15 protein-coding genes and 1 pseudogene are annotated in these 19,794 nt (G+C 50.4%); 9 read left to right on the top strand and 7 right to left on the bottom strand.

The window, feature by feature from the left end; genetic code table 11:
• The first annotated feature begins 27 nt into the window (after positions 1 to 27).
• Complete coding sequence (locus HY879_17815; GenBank protein MBI5605196.1) at positions 28 to 2,526, top strand: site-specific DNA-methyltransferase; 2,499 nt, start codon at positions 28 to 30, stop codon at positions 2,524 to 2,526.
• Positions 2,519 to 5,545, top strand: a complete 3,027-nt coding sequence (locus HY879_17810) for a DEAD/DEAH box helicase family protein (GenBank protein ID MBI5605195.1) — start codon at positions 2,519 to 2,521, stop codon at positions 5,543 to 5,545. Before HY879_17815 ends, HY879_17810 begins: the two co-directional genes overlap by 8 nt.
• Positions 5,546 to 5,613: 68 nt before the next feature.
• Here HY879_17810 and HY879_17805 read toward each other — a convergent pair whose 3' ends face one another.
• Both HY879_17805 and HY879_17800 read right to left on the bottom strand, forming a co-directional pair.
• Complete coding sequence (locus tag HY879_17805; protein ID MBI5605194.1) at positions 5,614 to 6,219, bottom strand: GNAT family N-acetyltransferase; 606 nt, start codon at positions 6,217 to 6,219, stop codon at positions 5,614 to 5,616.
• Positions 6,197 to 6,358 carry a hypothetical protein gene (locus HY879_17800; protein ID MBI5605193.1) on the bottom strand — a complete coding sequence of 54 codons (162 nt, stop codon included), beginning with the start codon at positions 6,356 to 6,358 and terminating at the stop codon, positions 6,197 to 6,199. Before HY879_17800 ends, HY879_17805 begins: the two co-directional genes overlap by 23 nt.
• A gap of 590 nt (positions 6,359 to 6,948) precedes the next feature.
• Between HY879_17800 and HY879_17795 the strand changes: the two genes are divergently transcribed.
• From HY879_17795 to HY879_17780, 4 genes are all read left to right on the top strand, one after another.
• On the top strand, positions 6,949 to 7,548 hold the full coding sequence (locus tag HY879_17795) for an IMP cyclohydrolase (GenBank protein ID MBI5605192.1): 600 nt from the start codon (positions 6,949 to 6,951) through the stop codon (positions 7,546 to 7,548).
• A complete protein-coding gene (locus HY879_17790) occupies positions 7,541 to 8,134 on the top strand; it encodes a hypothetical protein (protein ID MBI5605191.1) in 594 nt (197 codons plus the stop codon). Before HY879_17795 ends, HY879_17790 begins: the two co-directional genes overlap by 8 nt.
• 102 nt (positions 8,135 to 8,236) lie before the next feature.
• Positions 8,237 to 10,024 (top strand): phosphoribosylamine--glycine ligase, encoded by a 1,788-nt coding sequence (gene purD / locus HY879_17785; GenBank protein MBI5605190.1) that lies wholly within the window; start codon positions 8,237 to 8,239, stop codon positions 10,022 to 10,024.
• 85 nt (positions 10,025 to 10,109) lie between these two features.
• Positions 10,110 to 11,366 carry a DNA helicase UvrD gene (locus HY879_17780; protein ID MBI5605189.1) on the top strand — a complete coding sequence of 419 codons (1,257 nt, stop codon included), beginning with the start codon at positions 10,110 to 10,112 and terminating at the stop codon, positions 11,364 to 11,366.
• An 18-nt stretch (positions 11,367 to 11,384) separates the two neighbouring features.
• Here the strand turns inward: HY879_17780 and fabF are convergent, their stop codons facing one another.
• From fabF to HY879_17755, 5 genes are all read right to left on the bottom strand, one after another.
• Entirely contained in the window at positions 11,385 to 12,623 is a 1,239-nt protein-coding gene (gene fabF / locus HY879_17775; GenBank protein ID MBI5605188.1) for a beta-ketoacyl-ACP synthase II, read from the bottom strand.
• 70 nt (positions 12,624 to 12,693) lie between these two features.
• Entirely contained in the window at positions 12,694 to 12,942 is a 249-nt protein-coding gene (locus HY879_17770; GenBank protein ID MBI5605187.1) for an acyl carrier protein, read from the bottom strand.
• Between the two features lie 312 nt (positions 12,943 to 13,254).
• Positions 13,255 to 13,590, bottom strand: coding sequence for a hypothetical protein (locus tag HY879_17765; protein MBI5605186.1), 336 nt, complete (start codon positions 13,588 to 13,590; stop codon positions 13,255 to 13,257).
• Positions 13,591 to 13,947: 357 nt separating this feature from the next.
• The gene (locus HY879_17760; protein ID MBI5605185.1) at positions 13,948 to 15,333 is read right to left on the bottom strand and encodes a DEAD/DEAH box helicase; all 1,386 of its coding nucleotides are present in this window, start codon (positions 15,331 to 15,333) and stop codon (positions 13,948 to 13,950) included.
• Positions 15,334 to 15,748: 415 nt separating this feature from the next.
• Positions 15,749 to 16,966: an acyl-CoA dehydrogenase family protein gene (locus HY879_17755; protein MBI5605184.1), complete on the bottom strand. Its 1,218-nt coding sequence runs from the start codon at positions 16,964 to 16,966 to the stop codon at positions 15,749 to 15,751.
• Between the two features lie 250 nt (positions 16,967 to 17,216).
• Here HY879_17755 and HY879_17750 point away from each other — a divergent pair.
• The 3 genes and pseudogenes from HY879_17750 to HY879_17740 form a co-directional block, all read left to right on the top strand.
• Positions 17,217 to 18,101: pseudogene (locus tag HY879_17750) on the top strand (branched-chain amino acid ABC transporter permease).
• Between the two features lie 88 nt (positions 18,102 to 18,189).
• Positions 18,190 to 19,233 (top strand): branched-chain amino acid ABC transporter permease, encoded by a 1,044-nt coding sequence (locus tag HY879_17745; GenBank protein MBI5605183.1) that lies wholly within the window; start codon positions 18,190 to 18,192, stop codon positions 19,231 to 19,233.
• A gap of 307 nt (positions 19,234 to 19,540) precedes the next feature.
• Positions 19,541 to 19,794 (top strand): ABC transporter substrate-binding protein (locus tag HY879_17740; GenBank protein MBI5605182.1); only part of this gene is annotated, 254 nt, incomplete at its 3' end.

Below are 19,794 nucleotides of genomic sequence, written 5' to 3'. Positions count from 1 at the left end.
ATGGCCTCTCTTTCCCGCAGGGAGGCATTGGCCGGCAAAGTGCAGATGATCTACATGGACCCACCTTACGGAATTAAATATGCCAGCAATTTCCAGCCCGAAGTTGGCCGCCGGGATGTGAAAGACCGAGATGAAGATCTTACCCGTGAACCGGAGGTAGTCAAGGCGTACCGGGATACATGGACTTTAGGTATTCATTCGTATCTCTCATACTTGCGGGACAGACTATTGCTTTCTAAGGAGTTATTGACGGATACGGGGAGCATTTTTGTTCAGATCGGAGATGAAAATTTGCATAGAGTGCGGACAGTGATGGATGAAGTATTTGGTACTCAAAACTCTATATCTGTCATCTCCTACAAAACGTCAGTTGGCTTAGGTTCTGAGCTTTTGGATGGCGTTACGAACTATGTTATATGGTACTGCAAGGATAGGGAAAGAATAAAGTTTAGGCAAAGTTATAAAGGGTTGGAATTAGGTGAGCAGGGTGCAACACGGTACTTGAATTGCCTAAATGAGTATGGTGAAGAAAGAAGACTTTCCGAAGATGAACGGGCAAATCCAGCGGCTATCGCAAAAAATTGGAATCCTTTTTTCAGACAAGGACTAACTTCAAGGAGTGGCAGTGATACTACTAGTTTTGCTGTCAGCTTCCAAGGTAATAGATATATACCAAGTGCTGGAGGGTGGAGGACAAACCAAGATGGCATGAATAGATTGATCAATTCACATCGAGTTGCTATCGAGGGGAATCGATTAACTTTCAGAAAATTCTTTTTGGATTTTGGAGCTATAGCGTTAACGAATTTCTGGCAAGATGTGGGAGGAGGAATCTCAAGTCGTTCAGATCCGAAAGTCTATGTTGTTCAGACAGCAAATTCGATCATTGAACGTTGTCTCCTCATGACCACAGACCCCGGTGATCTCGTCCTCGATCCCACCGGAGGGTCTGGCACAACGGCCTATGTTTCCGAACAGTGGGGGAGGCGCTGGATAAGTATTGACGCCAGCCGGGTGGCCATTGCCATTGCCCGGCAGAGGCTTTTGACGGCAAAATTTGATTATTACAAATTACGCACCACGAGCGCCGAGGACGTGGAACGAAACGGTGACGGACCCTGGCTCACCGACCCGGAAGGAAACATCCAAGGCACCTGCACCTTTGAATGCAAGACCGTTCCTCATATCACCTTAAAAAGCATCGCCCAGAACCAGGCCCTTGATCCCATCTTCGAGAAGTGGGAGCCGGTCCTTGCGGAAAAGCTTGTCCTTTTAAACAAGACCCTTCCCCAAACCGTAAACAAAAAAATCCGTAAAAGCCTTCTTCTTAAGTTACAGGAAAAGACACAGCGAGAAGGCCGGCGGGCTGTGACAAACGCCGATGAGCGGCGATGGAAACTGCCGGAAACCGAATGGAAGGAATGGGAAGTACCTTTCGATAGTGATCCTGACTGGCCCGGGGCCCTTCAAACGGCCCTCACCGACTATCGCACCGCCTGGCGGCAGAAGATGGATGAGGTCAACGCCTGTATCGCCGCTCGGGCTGATCAGGAAGAGCTGGTGGATCAGCCCTTTAAGGACAATAAGAAAGTTCGTGTTGCTGGTCCCTTTACCGTAGAAGGCGTTATTCCGGCTGAGGAGAGTATCGATCTTGAACCGGAAGAATCGCCCATCGGCGGCGCACCGGAAGATATGGAAGCCTTTGGCGGGGACGACATTGCCACAGAAGCGCAGAATGCGGAAGCCTATGTGGACCGTATGATCCGGTTATTGCGGGAAGACGGGGTCCGCTTCCCGGACAACAGAGTCATGAAATTCTCCACGTTGGAGGCCCTATCCGAAGGCTCTGTCCTCCATGCCAAAGGCACCTGGGGCGAGGGAAAAGAAGACCGGCTGGTGGCGGTTATGTTCGGTCCTCAGTACGGTTCCCTGAATACCGTCATGGTTGAAGAAGGCATCCGGGCGGCCAGCCGCCGGGGATTTGACGATATCGTTTTTGCCGCTTTCAGTTTTGACGGCGCGGCTCAAGCTACCATCCAGGAGGTTCAGGATCCCCATGTGCGTCTCCACATGGCCCAGATCCGGCCGGATGTGGTCATGGGCGATCTCCTGAAGACCACCGTCTCCAGCCAGCTTTTCACCGTCTCCGGCACACCCCGGACAATGGTCAGATCTGAGCTTGATGGCCAGTACGTGGTGGAAATGGAAGGCGTTGATATTTATGATCCGGTGAGCAACACGGTCCGTTCCAGTGGTGCGGCCAAGGTGGCGGCCTGGTTTCTGGACACCGATTACGACGGCCGCTGCTTCTGCGTTACCCAGGCCTTCTTTCCGGACAAAAGCGCCTGGGACAAGCTTTCTCGGGCCCTCAACAATGCTCTCGATCCCGAGGCCTTTTCCAAGCTCTCCGGAACCGTTTCCATCCCTTTTCCTGCCGGGGACCATAAGAGGATTGCCGTTAAGGTGATCGACCCAAGAGGTAATGAGGTTATGCGGGTTCACAGTCTGGAGGGGTACCATGTCTGATCCGGTCCTTGTTCAGCCCGTTGAGAGCCCAGTCATCTGTAAGCCCTATTACGAGCCTTCCCACTATTGGGAATATGACCGGAGTACCGGTATGGCCGCCAAGCAGACCGGCCGGCGGCCGGCCTCCTACTGGTATAAGCTTCCGGAAGCGGATTCACGCCAGGGTCAATTGAGTCTCGGGCTTGAGGAGGGCCGGCGCGATCTGATACTGGTCAACAAGCTCAGGTCAGACGTGAAAAAGTGGCGAAATGCCAAATGGGAAGGGGCAACGAATGTAACCAAGGACCTGCTCCGCCATTGGATGCGCAAGGACAGACCGAGAAGGTTCTTTTTCTGCCAGATCGAGGCCGTGGAAACGATCATCTTCCTCAGCGAGATCAGGGGGGTGAGAAAGGACGGCTCCCGGGGAAAACCGCGCTGGACCCCGGCCTTTACCGATGCCGACTTTGACCAGTTCTATGACCGGCCCGCTGATCCGGTTTATGATCCGCTCTTCCGTTTGGGCTGTAAGATGGCCACCGGCACGGGCAAAACCGTGGTCATGGCCATGCTGGTTACCTGGGCCTTCTGTAATCGAGCCAGGGTCCCAAGCGACGACCGGTTCCCCAATACGGCCCTTATCTGCTGCCCTAATCTGACGATCAAAGAGAGACTTCAGGTATTACGGACCGACCGGAAAGGAAATGATTATTACACGGAGTTCGATCTTGTCCCCCCTCAGTACAGGGACCTATTGAGAACAGGTAAGGTCCTGGTTACCAACTGGCATTTTTTTGCCCCTGAGTCGGAACATGTGGAAGGAGGCCGAAGTTTTGCCGTGGTAAAAAAGGGGGCGGAAACCGACGAGGCCTTCGCCCGGACTCGTCTGGCCGAACTCTATGACCGGGGACAGGTTATGGTTTTTAATGATGAGGGACACCATGCCTACAGGCCGGCGCCCATACCGGAGGATGAGGTCAAAATCATCGACGCTGAGGTTCGGAAGGAAAGGGAAGAGGCCACTATCTGGGTTCAGGGTCTTGACCGGATCAATAAAGCTTGCGGAATACGGTTTTGTGTGGATCTCTCAGCCACCCCGTTTTATCTTCAGGGAAGCGGTTTTCCCGAAGGTGAGCCTTTTCCCTGGGTCGCCAGCGATTTTGGCCTGGTGGATGCCATCGAAAGCGGGATTACTAAGATACCCCGTCTGCCGGTCAGCGACACCACCGGACGTCCTGATCCTAAATATTTCAAACTCTGGAAGAACATTACCGATAACCTTCCGGCCGGGCAACGTTTGTCCAATCGGAGGCCGAAACCCGAGGTGGTCTGGGAGAAAGCCCAGGACGCCCTTGTCCAATTGGCCGGAGAGTATAAAAAAACATTCGAGGCCGTGGCCGAGGCCAGCGATACGGCACTAAAAGCCCCGCCGGTTATGATCGTAGTCTGTGACAATACAGACATTGCTCAAGTTTTTTTCGAGAATATCTCCGGTCAGAGAGAAATCGAGGATATTCCAAAGGATTCCGGCGAGGAGGAAGAAAACGGTAACGGTGGAAGCCGAAGGAAGCGAGCTAAGATGCAGGCCAGTTATGGTTCCAGCCAGATTTCATTTCCTGAGCTTTTTCAGAACGAGAAGGGGTGGCTATCGACTATCAGGATCGACAGTAAGCGTTTGGAGAAGATAGAAAGCGAGGACCCTGAGGCCACTCGGGATGAGGCGGCCAAGGCCCTTCGGGAGATCGTAAATACCGTGGGCAAGCCGGGCAAACCGGGACAGGATGTGCACTGCGTGGTCTCGGTGTCGATGCTGACGGAAGGATGGGATGCCAACAACGTAACTCATATCCTGGGCGTACGGGCCTTCAAGAGTCAATTGCTCTGCGAGCAGGTCGTCGGCCGGGGCTTAAGGCGGAGGAATTACACACCTGACCCGGAGACGGAGTTACTACCGGAAGAATATGTTGATGTTTATGGGATCCCCTTTTCCGTGATCCCCTATAAGGGAAAGCCATCACGGACCCCGGTGGACAAACCCATCAATCACGTCTATGCCCTGCAGGAAAGGGACGGTTTTGAAATTCGTTTTCCCAATGTGGAGGGTTATGTCTATGCCTTGAAACGGCCGTCCATCCGGGCGGACTTCGGCCGGATCGAGCGAGTAGTGGTGGAGCCCTACAATACGCCGACCGCTACGTTCTTGCGCATCATACCGGGCTATATCGAAGGGACGACCCACGGCAGCGGGCTCGGAGAGTTTGTAGAACATAACCGACAGGAATACTACAAACAGTTTCATTTCCAGGAGATCAAATTTGAGATCGCCCGCAGTATCGTAGCCACCCTCGTGGGCGAGGGCGCCCAAGCAGCAGTGAGCGGCACAGCCCGGGCACGAGGCCAGGCCCGGCATCTCCTTTTCCCGCAGGTGCTCAGGATCGTTCACCGGTTTGTAAAGGAAAAGGTGGATTTCAAGGGCCAGAACCCTTGCGAACTGGGGCTTGAAAAGTACGTCAAGCGCATTAAGGAAAGACTTCTCGACGCTATTGAACCGGATGAAGGTCAGGGGGAATTGCCTTTGCTTCCCATACTCAACCGATATAAACCCGTTGGTACCAGTGGCGACGTGGATTTCACTACCAAGCGCAATGTCCATGGAACCGGACGGTCTCACGTGAACGCCGTGGTCCTGGACAGCAAATGGGAACAGACTGCCGCCTTTTACCTGGAACAGCAAAGGGATCATGTTGTCTGTTATGTGCGAAACGACCGGCCTTTTATGCTTATCCCTTATGAATATGAAGGAGTGCAACACCACTACGAGCCGGACTACATCGTCAAACATAAAACCGGTCTGACCATCCTCCTTGAAGTTAAGGGCGGGGAGATCGACATGGATCATGCCAAATACCAGGCCGCCAGGCGGTGGGTCTCGGCGGTCAACAATTGGGGGCGGCTGGGGAGATGGGATTTTATGGTTTGCAGGGACCCACTCAAGTTACCGGGGATGCTGGGCAAGATAGATCGTGAAAGCCTTGGGTAGAGCAAGGGTCGTCTTAGAAGAATCTAAACCGTTTATAAATAGGGCATCTGGATAGAGGAATTTTAGGATTATTTTAAATTAAAAAATTTTAAATCAAAATACATTATGCGAGATTCTTTGGCCTTATCTTTTTCCCATAAAAACATAAAACCGTTTTTTTCGTAAAATTTAATCACTTCAGCCCTATTGTAAGCATCTACCGTAATAAATCGACAACCAGTCCGGTTGTCGGTTAAGAATAATTCTTTAACCATATTTAGGAGATATGTTCCAATATTCATCCCCTGGAGATCCTTTTTAACCCCAAGCCTTGCTATTTTTACTGCTGGATAAGATAAATAATGCAATTTGGGTTCAGGGACAGAATCCTTCAGGTGTTTCCAAAAATCTTTTAGTTTTCCAGTCTTATGGTTCTCTGGAATGCGAATGTTGTCATTTAAAAAACTAATAAAGGCCACAGGAAGTAATAAATAGTTCCTTGTGGCCTTATCTTGTAAATAAAAAGTTTGCGTTAAAAGTTCAAGCCGATGATTATAAGCATCTTTTTGAAAAAATTCGTTTAAATCTTCATCGCCACAATCAAAAAAATTGGTACAACAAAAATCTTTTTGATTTTCGAGGCGAGTTAGAACAAATTTCTCCGTTGCAAGACTATTTCTTGTTGTTTTTAACATCCTCTCTAATTTTTTGGATTGCAAGTTTAATTTTGGGGGTTGGGATTGGTCCACTGGTTTTTTGGCTAACCATTCTCCCCAAAAAGACACAAGCCGATTGTGCATCTAATTTTGGTGTTACTTTGATTGGTCGTGCCATTTTAGTCACCCTCTCCCTTATTTTTAACAACAACCATTTGTAATAATTAATAAATTGTACTTTGTAAACTTTATTAGTATTACCATTTTATTAACTGCCTGTCAATAAAAGCTTTAATAGCGTTCAAAAGTTGAGGCAAAAAAGGATTTGAATAAAGCACGATCTCTTTCTAAGGTTAAAAGTTGCCAAACAAAATCCGGAAGAAAGAGATCATATGAAACAAGGTATCAAATATAACACTATGGTTTAAATTATCAATAGTTTTAAATAACTGAAGAGTCTAAAGTCCTTTCGCCATGCCGAGCTTGATCCGGCATCCAGAAGCCATATGGTGATGATAAAACATTTGATTCCGGCTTTCGCCCTTCGGGGTGTAGTCCCCTCCGGGACGGAGGCCGGAATGACGGAAACGAATCGAGGTCTTAATAATTTCATTTAGTTATAAGGACTTTGGACTGCTTAGAAAATAAGAGATCTCCTGAGAAAATAACTTCTCAAACCGACCCACTACCAGATTTTGATCCTGCTTGACCTTAAAGTTCATCCCTGATAGTATAGCCCAACTTTAATTAAGAAGAGGTCTATTGAATATGGCAAGTCAAAAACGGGCTTTGATCAGCGTGACGGACAAGTCCGGGATTACCGAACTGGCCCGGGAATTGGTCGCCCTGGGATTTGAAATACTTTCGACCGGTGGAACGGCCAAGGCATTACGGGAGGCAGGACTCCCGGTGACCGAAGTTTCCGCTTATACGGGCTTTCCGGAGATATTGGACGGCCGGGTAAAAACGCTTCAGCCTAAAATTCACGGCGGGCTATTGGGACGCCGGAACGATCCCAACCACCTGGAACAGATGGAATCTCTGGGTATTGAACCGATCGACCTGTTGGTGGTCAACCTTTATGCCTTTGAAAAAACCGTGGCCAAACCGGGATGCACCCTGGAAGAGGCCATGGAAAATATCGATATCGGCGGTCCGGCCCTGCTTCGGGCCGCTGCTAAAAATTTTCAGGATGTGTCGGTCCTGACCGACCCGGCCGATTATCCCCAGGTCCTTAGGGAACTTAAAACCCAGGGTAACACTACTTTGGCTACCCGTTTCTATTTAGCCAAAAAGGTTTACGGCCTGACCCATCACTATGACGGGGCTATTACGCGCTATTTGGCGGATATGAACCTTCATGAATAACACCCTTTCTTTAAGGCAGGTCCCCGGCCGGGTGGCCTTTGATATCGACGGTGTCTTCGGCAACATCATGGAGCTCTTTATCCGTTTGGCCCGGGACCACTACAACATTGATTCCATACGCTATGAGGACCTTACCGAATATTATCTTTATGACTGTTTGCCGATCGAACGGGAAATCATCGATCTGATAATTGAGAAAGTCCTGGATTACCCTTATGCCCTGGAGATGCATCCCATCGATCATTCGGTTCGGGTCCTGACTGAATATGCCGAAAAACATCCCCTGGTTTTTATCACCGCCCGCAAAAAGCTCGATCCTATCCGGGATTGGGTGACCCGCACCCTGTCGCAAGTGGACCCTCAAAATATCCGGGTTATTTCTTCCCGTGAACATCATTTGAAATTGGGGATCTTGAAAGATCTGGGTATCCCCTATTATGTAGACGACCATCTGGATACCTGCCGGCTGCTGTCTGAAAATCGAATCACCCCCATTGTCTTTGACCAGCCCTGGAACAAAGGGCGGCATGAATACCACCGGGTGGCCGACTGGCAGGAGATAGGGAAAATTCTTTTGAAGGTATAAGGTCCAAGGTGTAGGGTATACGGCAAGACCCTAACTTTAGCAACGTAAACCTTGCCCCTTACACCTTGCACCGTGCACCTTGTTTTATTAACGGAGGCTTTCATGAAAATATTAGTAATCGGCGGCGGCGGCCGGGAACATGCCCTGGTCTGGAAGATCGCCCAGAGCCCCAGGGTTACCAAGATCTATTGTGCCCCTGGAAATGCCGGGATCAGAGAATTGGCCGAATGTATACCGATCAAAGCCGATGATGTCCCGGCACTGATCCGGTTCGCCCAATCAGAGAAAATCGACCTGACCGTGGTTGGACCCGAAGATCCCTTAACCAAAGGGTTGGTCGATGCCTTTGAGAAGAAGGGGCTTATGGTCTTCGGCCCCCGGAAAAAGGCCGCCATCCTGGAAGCCAGCAAAGATTTTTCCAAGCGCCTCATGGTCAAATATAATATTCCCACCGGGTCCTTTAAGACCTTCACTGATCCCAAGTCGGCCTTGGCCGGTTTGGAGAAAATCGGGGTCCCCGTCGTAGTCAAGGCCGACGGACTGGCCGCCGGAAAGGGGGTCATTATCTGCCAGACCATGGACGAGGCCAGGGCGGCCATCGAATTAATTATGCTCGACAAGGCCTTTGGGGAAGCAGGGGAAAAAATCCTTTTGGAAGAATATCTGATCGGAGAGGAGGCCTCCTTTCTGGCCTTCTCCGATGGACAAACGGTTGTACCCATGCCTTCCTCCCAGGACCACAAGGCCATTTTCGATAACGATCAAGGACCCAATACCGGAGGAATGGGGGCCTATTCGCCGGCCCCGGTCTTGGACCAGACTCTTTTCCAAGAGGCCCTGAACCAGGTCATGATCCCCACGGTCCGGGCCATGGCCAAAGAAGGCCGAATTTACAAGGGAGTGCTCTATGCCGGATTGATGATCAACAACGGCCGGATCAAGGTCCTGGAATTTAATGTGCGTTTCGGAGACCCCGAAGCCCAGCCTTTGTTGATGCGGCTTCAAAGCGACATCGTGGAAATTTTTGAGGCCGTGGTCAAGGGAACCTTGGATGAAATAAAAATTTCCTGGGATGAACGCCCGGCGGTCTGTGTGGTCATGGCCGAAAAGGGCTACCCCGGAACCTACCAAAAGGGACATGTCATCAAGGGGTTGGAAAAAGTTAAAGGCCTGGAAGATGTGGCGGCCTTTCAGGCCGGGACAACCTTAAAAGAAAAGGCCGTGGTTACCAATGGGGGGCGGGTCCTTGGGGTAACGGCCCTGGGAGCGGATATCCCCCAGGCCATACGTCGCGCCTACCAGGCCGTTAAAAAGATTCATTGGGAGACCGCTTATTATCGTAGCGATATCGGACAAAAGGCCCTGAAATACGACCGGAAGGAAGCTAAAACCGTCCCCCTGGTGGGGATTGTCCTGGGCAGCGATTCAGACCTTCCGATTATGGAAAAAGTGGCCAAGACCTTAAGGGAGTTTAAGATCCCTTATGAGTTGATGATTTCTTCGGCCCACCGCTCGCCTAAAAAGACGGCTGAATTTGCCCGAAAGGCCGAAGAAAAAGGCTTTAAGGTTTTGATTGCCGGGGCCGGGGCGGCCGCCCATTTGGCCGGGGTTCTGGCTGCCGAAACCACCCTGCCGGTTATCGGGGTCCCGATAGATTCTTCTTCCTTGAAGGGTTTGGATTCTCTGCTGGCCATGGTCCAGATGCCTTCGGGCATTCCGGTGGCCACTATGGCCATCGGGGCCGCCGGGGCCAAAAACGCCGCCATCCTGGCCGCCCAGATCCTGGCTTTGGATTCTCCGGCCCTGGCTTCGGCCTTGAAGACTTTTAAGGGAAGTCTGGAAACAGAGATTGAGGAAAAAAACAAAAAGGTCCATACGGTCTGGCCGTAGAAAGTGTGACGAGTGACGAGTGACGAGTGACGAGATAAGGCTTTTTACCGACCCTCGACCCCCGTCACCGCTACTATAAGGTATCATGAAAATTATTGCCGACTTCCACGTCCATTCGGCCTACAGTCGGGCCACCAGCAAAGAAATGCACCTGAAGACCATGGCCTATTGGGCCGGGTTGAAGGGAATCAACCTGCTGGGCACCGGGGATTTCACCCATCCGACCTACTTTGAAGAAATCAAAAACGATCTGGAAGAAACCGGTCAAGGGCTCCTGAAGCCAAAAGGAGACGATTCCCCGGCCGTCCAGTTTATCCTGACGGCCGAGACCAGTCACATTTACACCCAGGCCGGCAAGGGCCGCCGGGTCCACATGATGATCTTTGCCCCCAGTATCCGGTCGATAGAAAAAATTAATCTCCATTTGGGACGCATCGGGAATATCCATTCCGACGGCCGGCCTATTTTCGGTTTCTCAGCCAAAGACCTGGTAAAAATAGCCCTGGATATAGATCCGGAATGCCTGGTCGTCCCGGCCCATGCCTGGACCCCCTGGTTTTCGGTCTTTGGTTCCCATTCCGGTTTTGACAGCCTGGAAGAATGTTTTGAAGAACAAACCCCTCATATTTTTGCTATCGAAACCGGCCTTTCTTCCGATCCGGCCATGAACCGGCGCTGGTCGGCCCTGGACCGGATCAGTCTCATCTCCAATTCCGATGCCCATTCACCGGCTAAAATCGGCCGGGAAGCCAATCTCTTTCAGTGTGAGATGACCTTCAAAAGCATCGTCCAGACCATCAAAGGGAAAAATCCCAAACACTTTTTGGCGACTATCGAATTTTTCCCGGAAGAAGGGAAATATCACTTTGACGGCCATCGGATCTGCGGGATCTGCTATTCCCCAAGCCAAACCCGGGCAAAGGATTATCTCTGCCCGGTCTGTGGGAAACCTTTGGTGGTCGGGGTCATGCACCGGGTGGAAGCCCTGGCCGACCGTCCTTTGGGATGGACACCCCAAGGGGCCATTCCGGCCTTCCATCTCGTCCCTCTGGAAGAAATACTGGCCGAGGTGTTTGAAGTCGGGGTCCAATCCCGCAGGATCAGGAAAGAATATCTGCGATTGATCGAACGGGGAGGTTCTGAATTTCAAATCCTTTTGGATTTACCGGAAGAAGCATTGCGGTCTTTTATGGAGGACCGCCTGGTAGAAGGGATTATGCGGGTCCGTCAAGGCCGGATCGGGGTCAAGCCGGGTTATGACGGGGTCTATGGTCAGGTAAAATTATTCAAGGAAGATGTTCCCCCTTCGAAATTCCCCTCCCCCCAACTCAATCTTTTTTAAAGAGTTTTCTGAGAAGGTCTAGACATCCATCTTCCCGGCAATGAGCACGGCATTGGTTCCTCCAAAAGCAAAGGAATTGGACATTACCGTTTTGACTTGAACGCCTCTTCGGGTGTTGTTCGGAACAAAATCGAGGTCGCACTCCGGATCAGGATGGTCCAGGTTAATCGTGGGGGGAATGGCCTGATTTTTTATGGCCAGCAGGGAGGCAATAAATTCAATGGCCCCGGTGGCCCCCATGGTATGGCCATGCATCGATTTGGTGGAACTGACCGGAATCCTGTAGGCGTATTCGCCAAATACCTTCTTGATGGCCTGGGTCTCCAATAAATCATTCAACTGGGTTGCTGTCCCATGGGCATTGATGTAGTCTATTTTTTCGGGCAATAAACCGGCCTCTTGGAGTCCCTCTGACATGGCCCGCGCCTGCCCTTCGAGGGAGGGACGAGTCAGATGCAGGGCATCGGAGGTTGAGCCATAACCAAGGAGTTCTGCGTAGATAGGTGCCCCCCGGCTGACAGCCCGTTCCAACTCCTCAAGGACCACCATGGCCGCCCCTTCACCCATTACCAAACCGGTACGGTTTTTGGAAAAAGGTTTACACGATTTTGACGGGTCCTCTGGATCTTCTTCGGCCAGTATCCTCAGGGATTCCCAACTTCGATAACATCCATAGGTCAAAAAGGCTTCGGTCCCGCCGGCGATCATCAGGTCCACATAGCCGTCTCTGATTTGCCGGAAGGCCTCCCCGATGGCGTTTCCGGACGAAGCACAGGCCGTGGATAAGGTCAAACAAGGTCCGGAAAGACCATACTCTATCGATATGTGGGAGGCCGAGGCGTTATTCATCACCATAAGCACCGTGAAAGGCTTCACTCTATCGGCGCCCTGTTTAAAAAGCTGATCGTACATTTCCTCTATGGAGTTTCCCCCACCCATACCCGAACCGATATAGACGCCGGCCCGTTCTTTTTCTTTCGGCTCAAGAGAGAGTTCAGAATCTTTCCAGGCTTGAGAAGCGGCCGCTAAAGCGAACTGGCCGGTTCGATCCATTATAGACACTTGTTTTTTAGTAAAATAATCGAAGGGATTAAAATCGACTTCAGCGGCAATTTTTACTGAAAGGAGATTTGAATAGGTTGAAGAGATCCTTCTGACTCCCGACTTGCCGGCCAGGAGATTGGCCGAAAAGTCAGGGATATTATTTCCACAAGGGGAAATAATGCCAAGCCCGGTGATGGCGACCCGCCGTTTCATAATAGAATCTCCGAAAGCAGGTTAAATTGTATCTGGTTAGCTTTTTGAAACTTTATTAGATATTATAACTTTATGACCCGGCCCTTTGTTCCAAGACGAACCGGTCCACAGCCTCTACCATGTCCTGTATCGTTGTCACCTTAAATTCCCGGTCAGGAATTTTAATATTAAATTCATTTTCGATATCAAACATGAATTCGATCATATCCAGTGAATCGATGCCTAAAAATTCGATCACCGTCGTAGGTTTAAGCTCTTCAATGTCGAATTCGAACTTGGCTGCAAAAAGTTCCTTAAGTTTTTCCAGGGTGCTGGGCATAAATGTTCCCTCCGGTTCCTAATGATGTTCCGAAGACTCGTTCTAAAGGAAAATCCGCCCTGAAAATACACCAATTCAGATAAAAAAGAAAGGCCAAACTGACTCAAGGAATTGGATCATAATAAAGGGGATGACGAGTTATTACATAATCATCAATTTAGTTCGAAAATAGCTCAAAGCTGAAAGCTGAAAGCTCAAAGTAAACAATAAAAAATTAAAATCGAGGTCTGGCGAAACCGATTTTTATGCTTCGTGGTGACCCAATGGGTCATGAGGGTTTAATCGATGAGTGCCTTTCCCTGGGGACTCCCGTCAGAGACTCGCAACAGCTATTCCAACAGTCTTGACTGCTTCGGTGATTACAAACAGCGTTTGCCTGATGTTTTTCAGATCTTCAAGTGCCTGATCGATTTCTTCCTGGGTTTTGTCCGCTACTTCCATGAGTTGCTTAACCTTGACGGTACTCTGGTTAATGATCAGATTGTGAGCGAGAATATAGTTTTTCAAGGCTTCTTTTTTATTATCCTCCACTTGTTCTTTAAGAAAAGGATTATCCCCGCAGGCATAAAATAGTTTGTCCAGGTTGTTAGATATTCGATGATACTGATTTTTTAATTTTTTAACGGCGGCTGATTCTTCAGAGGTCATTTCTTCTCCTTGGCAATTACGATTAGACTTGTTCCCTTTTTTGGAATTTGGAAGAATCGGCGATGGATCGGATCGCCAATCGAGGCATCCTGAAAACATACGCGAATCCTTCCGGTTCTTCAGACCTTAGCAAAGCCTATGCCAGGGGAGATTAAATTATACTTGGTTAATTATTTTACAGGGTTGTAATTTTCAAGGATTAAGGTGGTGAAGGCGGGTTGCACAAAAACGAAGTCAAGCTGCACAATTTACTGTGCTCCCTTCCTCAATCCCTCGATTCAATAGTTATTGATGGACTTGTAAAAAGTCCATCCGTATTGAGGGATTGGGGAAGGGACATTTTGAAGAAAGGAATTTCTATCTCGATCGTTCCTGTGTAGAGGACCGTCGAAGGCCCGTTCCTTTTCCCTTTGAAAGCCCGAATATGGTGCTGGCGTGATGGGCACCGGGAGAAATCCCGGCTCGAGAACTATCTTTCCGGTCCCCTTTGTACGGCCCCGCCGCCCTGCGGTTCCTTGATTCGGGCTTTTCATTATGGCGGGCCCGCTCCCCGGCCCGCCGGCTGCGAATGGCGGCAATCCGCTCGTTTAAGGGGATCTCGAACCGCTCGGCCGGTCTCTTTTCATAATCAAAGCCGGGCACCTTTTCTCGAGGCACCCGCTTGCCAAGGCGCTGTTCGATGGACCGGAAAGTGCTTTCCTCATCGGGAGAGACCAAGGTGCAGGCATCGCCCGCGGCCATGGCCCGACCGGTCCGGCCGACCCGGTGGACGTAATCTTCGGCTAAAGGGGGGACGTCAAAATTACAGACCAGACCGAGGGCCTCTACGTCGATCCCCCGGGCGGCGATATCCGTGGCCACCAGGACACGGAACCTGCCTTTTTTGAATCCGGACAAGGCTTCGGTCCTCTGACCCTGACTGCGGTTGCCGTGGATCCTGGCGCACGAAACGCCGTGTCTTTCCAGAAAATCGGCCAACCGGTTGGCCCGGTGCTTGGTCCGGGTAAAGGCCAGGACGCTCTTGGTCTCGCTCTGGTTGAGGAGGGCCAGCAAGAGGGTTGATTTCAACTCATGAGCAACCGGATAGGCCACGTGGCTGATCTGGGCTGCCGGCGTCGGTTTGGGCCTGATATTGAGGGAAACCGGATTATTGAGCATTTCCCCGGCCAGGACCACGATGGGCGGTGGCAGGGTGGCCGAGAAGAACAGGGTCTGACGTTTGTCCGGAAGTTGTCCCAGGATGCGACGGATATCGGGCAAAAACCCCATGTCGAGCATGCGGTCCGCCTCGTCCAGAACGAGATAGTCAATTCCGTCGAGCCGGGCGTAATCGTTGCGCATATGGTCCAGGAGCCGTCCGGGGGTTGCGACCAGGACGTCTACTCCCTTTCGGAAGGCCTGTACCTGGGGAACAGGAGAGACCCCTCCGTAAACGGCCGCGCCCTTCAGGGGCGTATGCCGGGCCAATTCATAAAAATGCTCGGTAATCTGTACGGCCAGCTCCCGGGTGGGAACAAGAACGAGAACCCGGGTTTTTCCTCGGGGCTGTCCGATCAACCGGTGGAGAACGGGCAAGAGGAAAGCGGCGGTTTTTCCGCTTCCCGTCACGGCCGAGGCCATGACATCGCGGCCTTGAAGAAGAGGCGGAATGGCCAGCTTTTGAATCGGTGTGGGCTGGTCAAAACCCTTTTCCTCGAGGGCTTTCAATAGATGAGGGTTAAGTGCAAAAGATGAAAATGACATAGATCTCCTTTTTCACCGGGCGGGCTTTCCTCGCATGGCAAAGAAACGCCTGATGAATTGATCCGGCTGGTTTATGGTAAATTCGGAGGACGTTAGGATGAATAGGTCGGGATTGCCGGTGAAGCCGCCGTTCAGGCTATGAAACTGTCCACAGGTACTTGGGTATTGTGCCCCAGGCAGGGCCTGATGGTTTTGGCTTCCGGAGCTTTTGACAAGGACTTCTTCTTTATTATTTTAAGAATATATACCAGGATGGGATGGATGTCAAGCTTTAAAAGACCTTTGACCCAACCCGGACCAGCCGGAACCAAAATTGGATATACGAAACATGTTAAATGTCTTGGCTGGTTCCGGGTTAACGGCCTGTTCTTTAATAAATTCTATCCATTTTGCGTAGAAATTTATTCTTAAGTAACTATTTGCCGCTATTGATCAGATCATCTATTTCTTTGTGATACATTTTGAATAACTCCCTGGTGATGATCATTTTTTGAACATTGGAGGTCCCCTCCAGATATTCCATGCCCCGGGCGTCGGCACTCAACTGATTGATCAAATCATTTTTAAGATAGCCTCGGCCGCCCATCAGGACCATGGCCCGGGCCGCCACATCCATGACCATTTGCGAGGCGAACAATTTGGCTTGCGAAGAACTCATCCGGTAATAAGGACTTCCGATCTGTTCCAGGGCGTGTAAACAAAGGCCTCTGGCCGCATTGATTTTGGTGTGCATATCGACCAGTTGGAAACTGATATCCTGACTGCTGGTCAGGGAATGATCAAATTGTTTTCTTCGCAGGGCATATTGATAGAGCTCCCGGAAAATCCGGAAAGCCAACCCGCAGCAGATGCCGGCAATATAAATTCTTCCCTGGTCGATAACATCAAGGGTCAAAAGAAGACCCATTCCTTCTTCTCCGACCCTGTTTTCCAGGGGTACGAGGGCGTCCTGAAAGATGAGCCGTCCGATCGGCAAGGCCTTCAAACCATCTTTTTCCGGGAGTCCCTTTATAAAGAATCCCGGGGTTTGATTCTCGACAATAAACACACTTAACGAACGGGGGCCTTTGATCCCTTTGGTATTGACCAGGATGGTATAGATATCGGCCAAGCCGCTGTTAGAGATAAAAATCTTCTCGCCGTTGAATCGATAGTGCTGATTCAAACGTCTGGCCATAAGGCCGATGGCACTGGCATCAGAACCGGCCTTTTCCTCGGTCATGGCAATGGCTCCTAAATGTCCCTGGGCCATCCGGGGAAGGTATTTTTCCTTTTGATCCTCATTTCCCCGAAGAACAAGGTCGATGGCCCGGCCATGGGACACAAAGATAATGCCGATACCGGGAGAAGTATAGCCCAGGAGTTCCATCAAACAGTAGATGTCTCCTTCGGAGGTCTTTCGTCCCCCATATTCCGGGGGCACCAGGAGATCGAAAATATGGGCCTCCCGGAAAGCCGAAACGATCTGGTCCCACTCCTTGGGAAATATAGCCTTATTGTCTTCAATCCTGGTTTCTAATAAAGAATAGTTGGGAATGACCATCTCTTTTAGAATAGCGATCAGGTCGCCGACATAGGCCTTTTTCTTCCAACCCGGTTGAAATGAATCAAGAATGCTCAAGAGGTTTTCCATCTAATCGGTCTCCATTTGGAATAAAACCGGAACCCCTTTGGGGCACCAGGATCAGCCGCTGAGAGAGGTACTCTATCATAAACCTGCGGCAGGTGCAAATAAGTTGGGGGGCTGATGGTGCATTTTTAATTTACAAAGATGTTCCAGTTATGATATAGGTCTGCTGTAAAAAAAGAGTTTTTCCGCAGCATGTTAAGGGTTCCCAACTGTTAATTGCCGTTCACAATTAACCCAAAGGCAACCATGTCAGATGGAAATGATTTTACAAATAATCATTAGCGGGCTGGCCACCGGCGGTGTCTATGGATTGATCGCCCTCGGTTTTGTCCTGATCTACAAGGCCACCAGCGTCTTGAATCTGGCCATGGGCGAATTCATGACCATCGGGGCCTTTATCTGCCTGACCGTCCTGACCCAACTCCAGGCCCCTTTTTATGTGGCCGTCCTTTTTACCCTCCTTTTTGCTTTTGTGCTCGGGGTGATCGTGGAAAGGGTGATCTTACGACCCCTTATCGGGGAACCTATCATTTCGGTCATTATGGTCACCATCGGGTTGGGGGTTGCTTTGCGGGGGCTTATGTACATGATCTGGACCCCGGTCTTTCGAAATTTTCCCGATATCTTCCCCCCCAAGCCCTTGAATCTTAAATTTGCCGTCGTCCCCTCAGGTTTATTGTGGGGATTTATCTTCGCCATCATCGGCACCCTGATTTTTGTATCCATTTTTAAATTTTCCCGGACCGGCATAGCCATGAGGGCCACGGCCAATGACCAGCAAGCCGCCCAGTCCATGGGCATCAGCGTCCGTTGGGTCTTCGCCCTGGCCTGGAGCTTCGGGGCCATGGCCTCGGCCATCGGCGGGATTGTCATCGGTAATTTGTCAGGCATCAGCGTCTATATGGGTGACATAGGGCTCAAGGTCCTGGCGGTTATTATCCTGGGGGGGCTGGACAGCATCGGGGGGGCCATCCTCGGGGGATAGATTATAGGCGTCCTGGAGAATTTGGCCGGCTTCTATATCGATCCTTTGGTTGGAGGAGGCATTAAAAGCGTGGCCCCCTTCTTCATTCTGGTTTTGATCCTTATGTTCCGGCCTTACGGATTGTTCGGGAAAAAGCTCATTGAGAGGGTCTAAGGGGAAGTGACGAGTAACGGGTGACGAGTGGCGAGTAAAAAAATCCATTTATTCTCCTGTCACTGGTCCGGTTAATCGGGAAAACATTATGCGCTGCGGCGATTTTAAAGAAAACTACCTGAAGGACGAAGCGATCTTCCAATCGCGGTTCGTTAAGTTTTTTTTAGCCTTGTTTTTTGTGTTTCTGCTGATCTTTCCCTTCGTGGCCAATGCCTACTTTTTATACCTAGCCAATATGATCGGTTTTGCCGTCATCGGGGCCGTGGGGTTGAATCTGTTGACCGGTTTTACCGGGCAGATTTCCCTGGGCCACTCGGCCTTTATCGGGGTCGGGGCCTATACTTCGGCGATCCTGATCAGCCGCTTCGGCTTTTCCTTCTGGGCCTCTCTCCCCTTTGCCGGATTGGTTTCAGCCCTGGCCGGTTTGATCATCGGCCTGCCTTCCCTCCGGGTCAAAGGCCTGTATCTGTGCGTCGCTACCCTGGCCTCCCAGTTTATCTTTGAATTTGTCTTCGTTCACTGGGAGTCCATGACCAAGGGGATCACCGGCATCCATATCCCGCCGCCCCAGATCGGCGGTTTTAAGTTCGCTACCGAAAAGGATTTTTATTGGATCACCCTCTTTTTTGCCATCCTGGCCGTGGGCTATGCCCGCAATCTGGTTCGTTCCCGCATGGGCCGGGCCTTTATCGCCATCCGGGACCGAGACCTGTCCGCCGAAATTATTGGAATCAATCTCCTGCATTACAAATTGAGCTCTTTTGCCATCAGTTCCTTTTATGCCGGGATCACCGGCGCCCTTTGGATGAGCTTTTTAAAGGTCATAACGCCGGAACATTTCCCTTTTATTTTGAGTATACAATTTCTGGCCATGATTATCATCGGGGGCCTGGGCAGTGTCATCGGGTCGATTTTCGGGGCCGTCTTTATGACCATCGTACCGGAACTCCTGAATTATCTGGCCGGGGTCGTCAAAATGCAGGCCCCGGGGTACGAACAGATTTTTATTCCCTTAAAAGAGGTGGTCTTCGGCGGTTTAATTATCGCCTTCCTGATTTTCGAACCCCATGGCCTGGCAGAAATCTGGAACCGCATCAAAAGCGTCTTCCGGCTTTGGCCGTTTTCGTATTAAACCGCCATGCCCCGCCTTTTGGGGCGTGGCACCACGAAGTATGAAAATAGAACTCGGTAAGCGCTGAGCCCTATTTTCGAACTAAACTTTTATGCCTCACGGGAGGGCACCATGCGCCTAAAAAATTTTCTGGGGCTATGGGCTATGGGCACAAGGTAAATTATTTTATGGTTTTTTTCGCCTATGGCCTATAGCCTCGTGCCTATAGCCTGATTTTTTTTATTTTCATGTTAAGAAAGGAGGGGGCTTTCTAAATCTTCTGATGAAGGGTTTACCTAAAAATTTTTTTTAAGGAGGGTCTGTTCACATGAAAAAAGCATTGATGATTATCCTGACCATTGTAATGGGTTTGAGTCTTTATTCTTTTTATCCGGCCCAGGCCCAGCAGACTTACACCATTTGTGCCGTCCATCCCTTTACCGGCCGTTTTGCCTTTGCCGGGATCCACGGACAGGATGCCATGAAGGATGCCGTGGATATGGCCAATGAGGCCGGAGGCATCAACGGTAAAAAACTCCTCTATTACTGGAAGGATGGGGAATACAAAGACGACGTGGGGAT

The organism is Deltaproteobacteria bacterium (assembly GCA_016219225.1).
Lineage (GTDB): Bacteria > Desulfobacterota > RBG-13-43-22 > RBG-13-43-22 > RBG-13-43-22 > RBG-13-43-22.
This window is presented reverse-complemented; position numbering and strand designations above follow the sequence as displayed.

Bases quoted from the DNA above. Each gene is read 5' to 3' on its own strand.
- HY879_17810 (MBI5605195.1), top strand. From the start codon at position 2,519: ATGTCTGATCCGGTCCTTGTTCAGCCCGTTGAGAGCCCAGTCATCTGT.
- HY879_17805 (MBI5605194.1), bottom strand. From the start codon at position 6,219: ATGTTAAAAACAACAAGAAATAGTCTTGCAACGGAGAAATTTGTTCTA.
- HY879_17800 (MBI5605193.1), bottom strand. From the start codon at position 6,358: ATGGCACGACCAATCAAAGTAACACCAAAATTAGATGCACAATCGGCT.
- HY879_17795 (MBI5605192.1), top strand. From the start codon at position 6,949: ATGGCAAGTCAAAAACGGGCTTTGATCAGCGTGACGGACAAGTCCGGG.
- HY879_17790 (MBI5605191.1), top strand. From the start codon at position 7,541: ATGAATAACACCCTTTCTTTAAGGCAGGTCCCCGGCCGGGTGGCCTTT.
- purD (MBI5605190.1), top strand. From the start codon at position 8,237: ATGAAAATATTAGTAATCGGCGGCGGCGGCCGGGAACATGCCCTGGTC.
- HY879_17780 (MBI5605189.1), top strand. From the start codon at position 10,110: ATGAAAATTATTGCCGACTTCCACGTCCATTCGGCCTACAGTCGGGCC.
- fabF (MBI5605188.1), bottom strand. From the start codon at position 12,623: ATGAAACGGCGGGTCGCCATCACCGGGCTTGGCATTATTTCCCCTTGT.
- HY879_17770 (MBI5605187.1), bottom strand. From the start codon at position 12,942: ATGCCCAGCACCCTGGAAAAACTTAAGGAACTTTTTGCAGCCAAGTTC.
- HY879_17765 (MBI5605186.1), bottom strand. From the start codon at position 13,590: ATGACCTCTGAAGAATCAGCCGCCGTTAAAAAATTAAAAAATCAGTAT.
- HY879_17760 (MBI5605185.1), bottom strand. From the start codon at position 15,333: ATGTCATTTTCATCTTTTGCACTTAACCCTCATCTATTGAAAGCCCTC.
- HY879_17755 (MBI5605184.1), bottom strand. From the start codon at position 16,966: ATGGAAAACCTCTTGAGCATTCTTGATTCATTTCAACCGGGTTGGAAG.
- HY879_17745 (MBI5605183.1), top strand. From the start codon at position 18,190: ATGCGCTGCGGCGATTTTAAAGAAAACTACCTGAAGGACGAAGCGATC.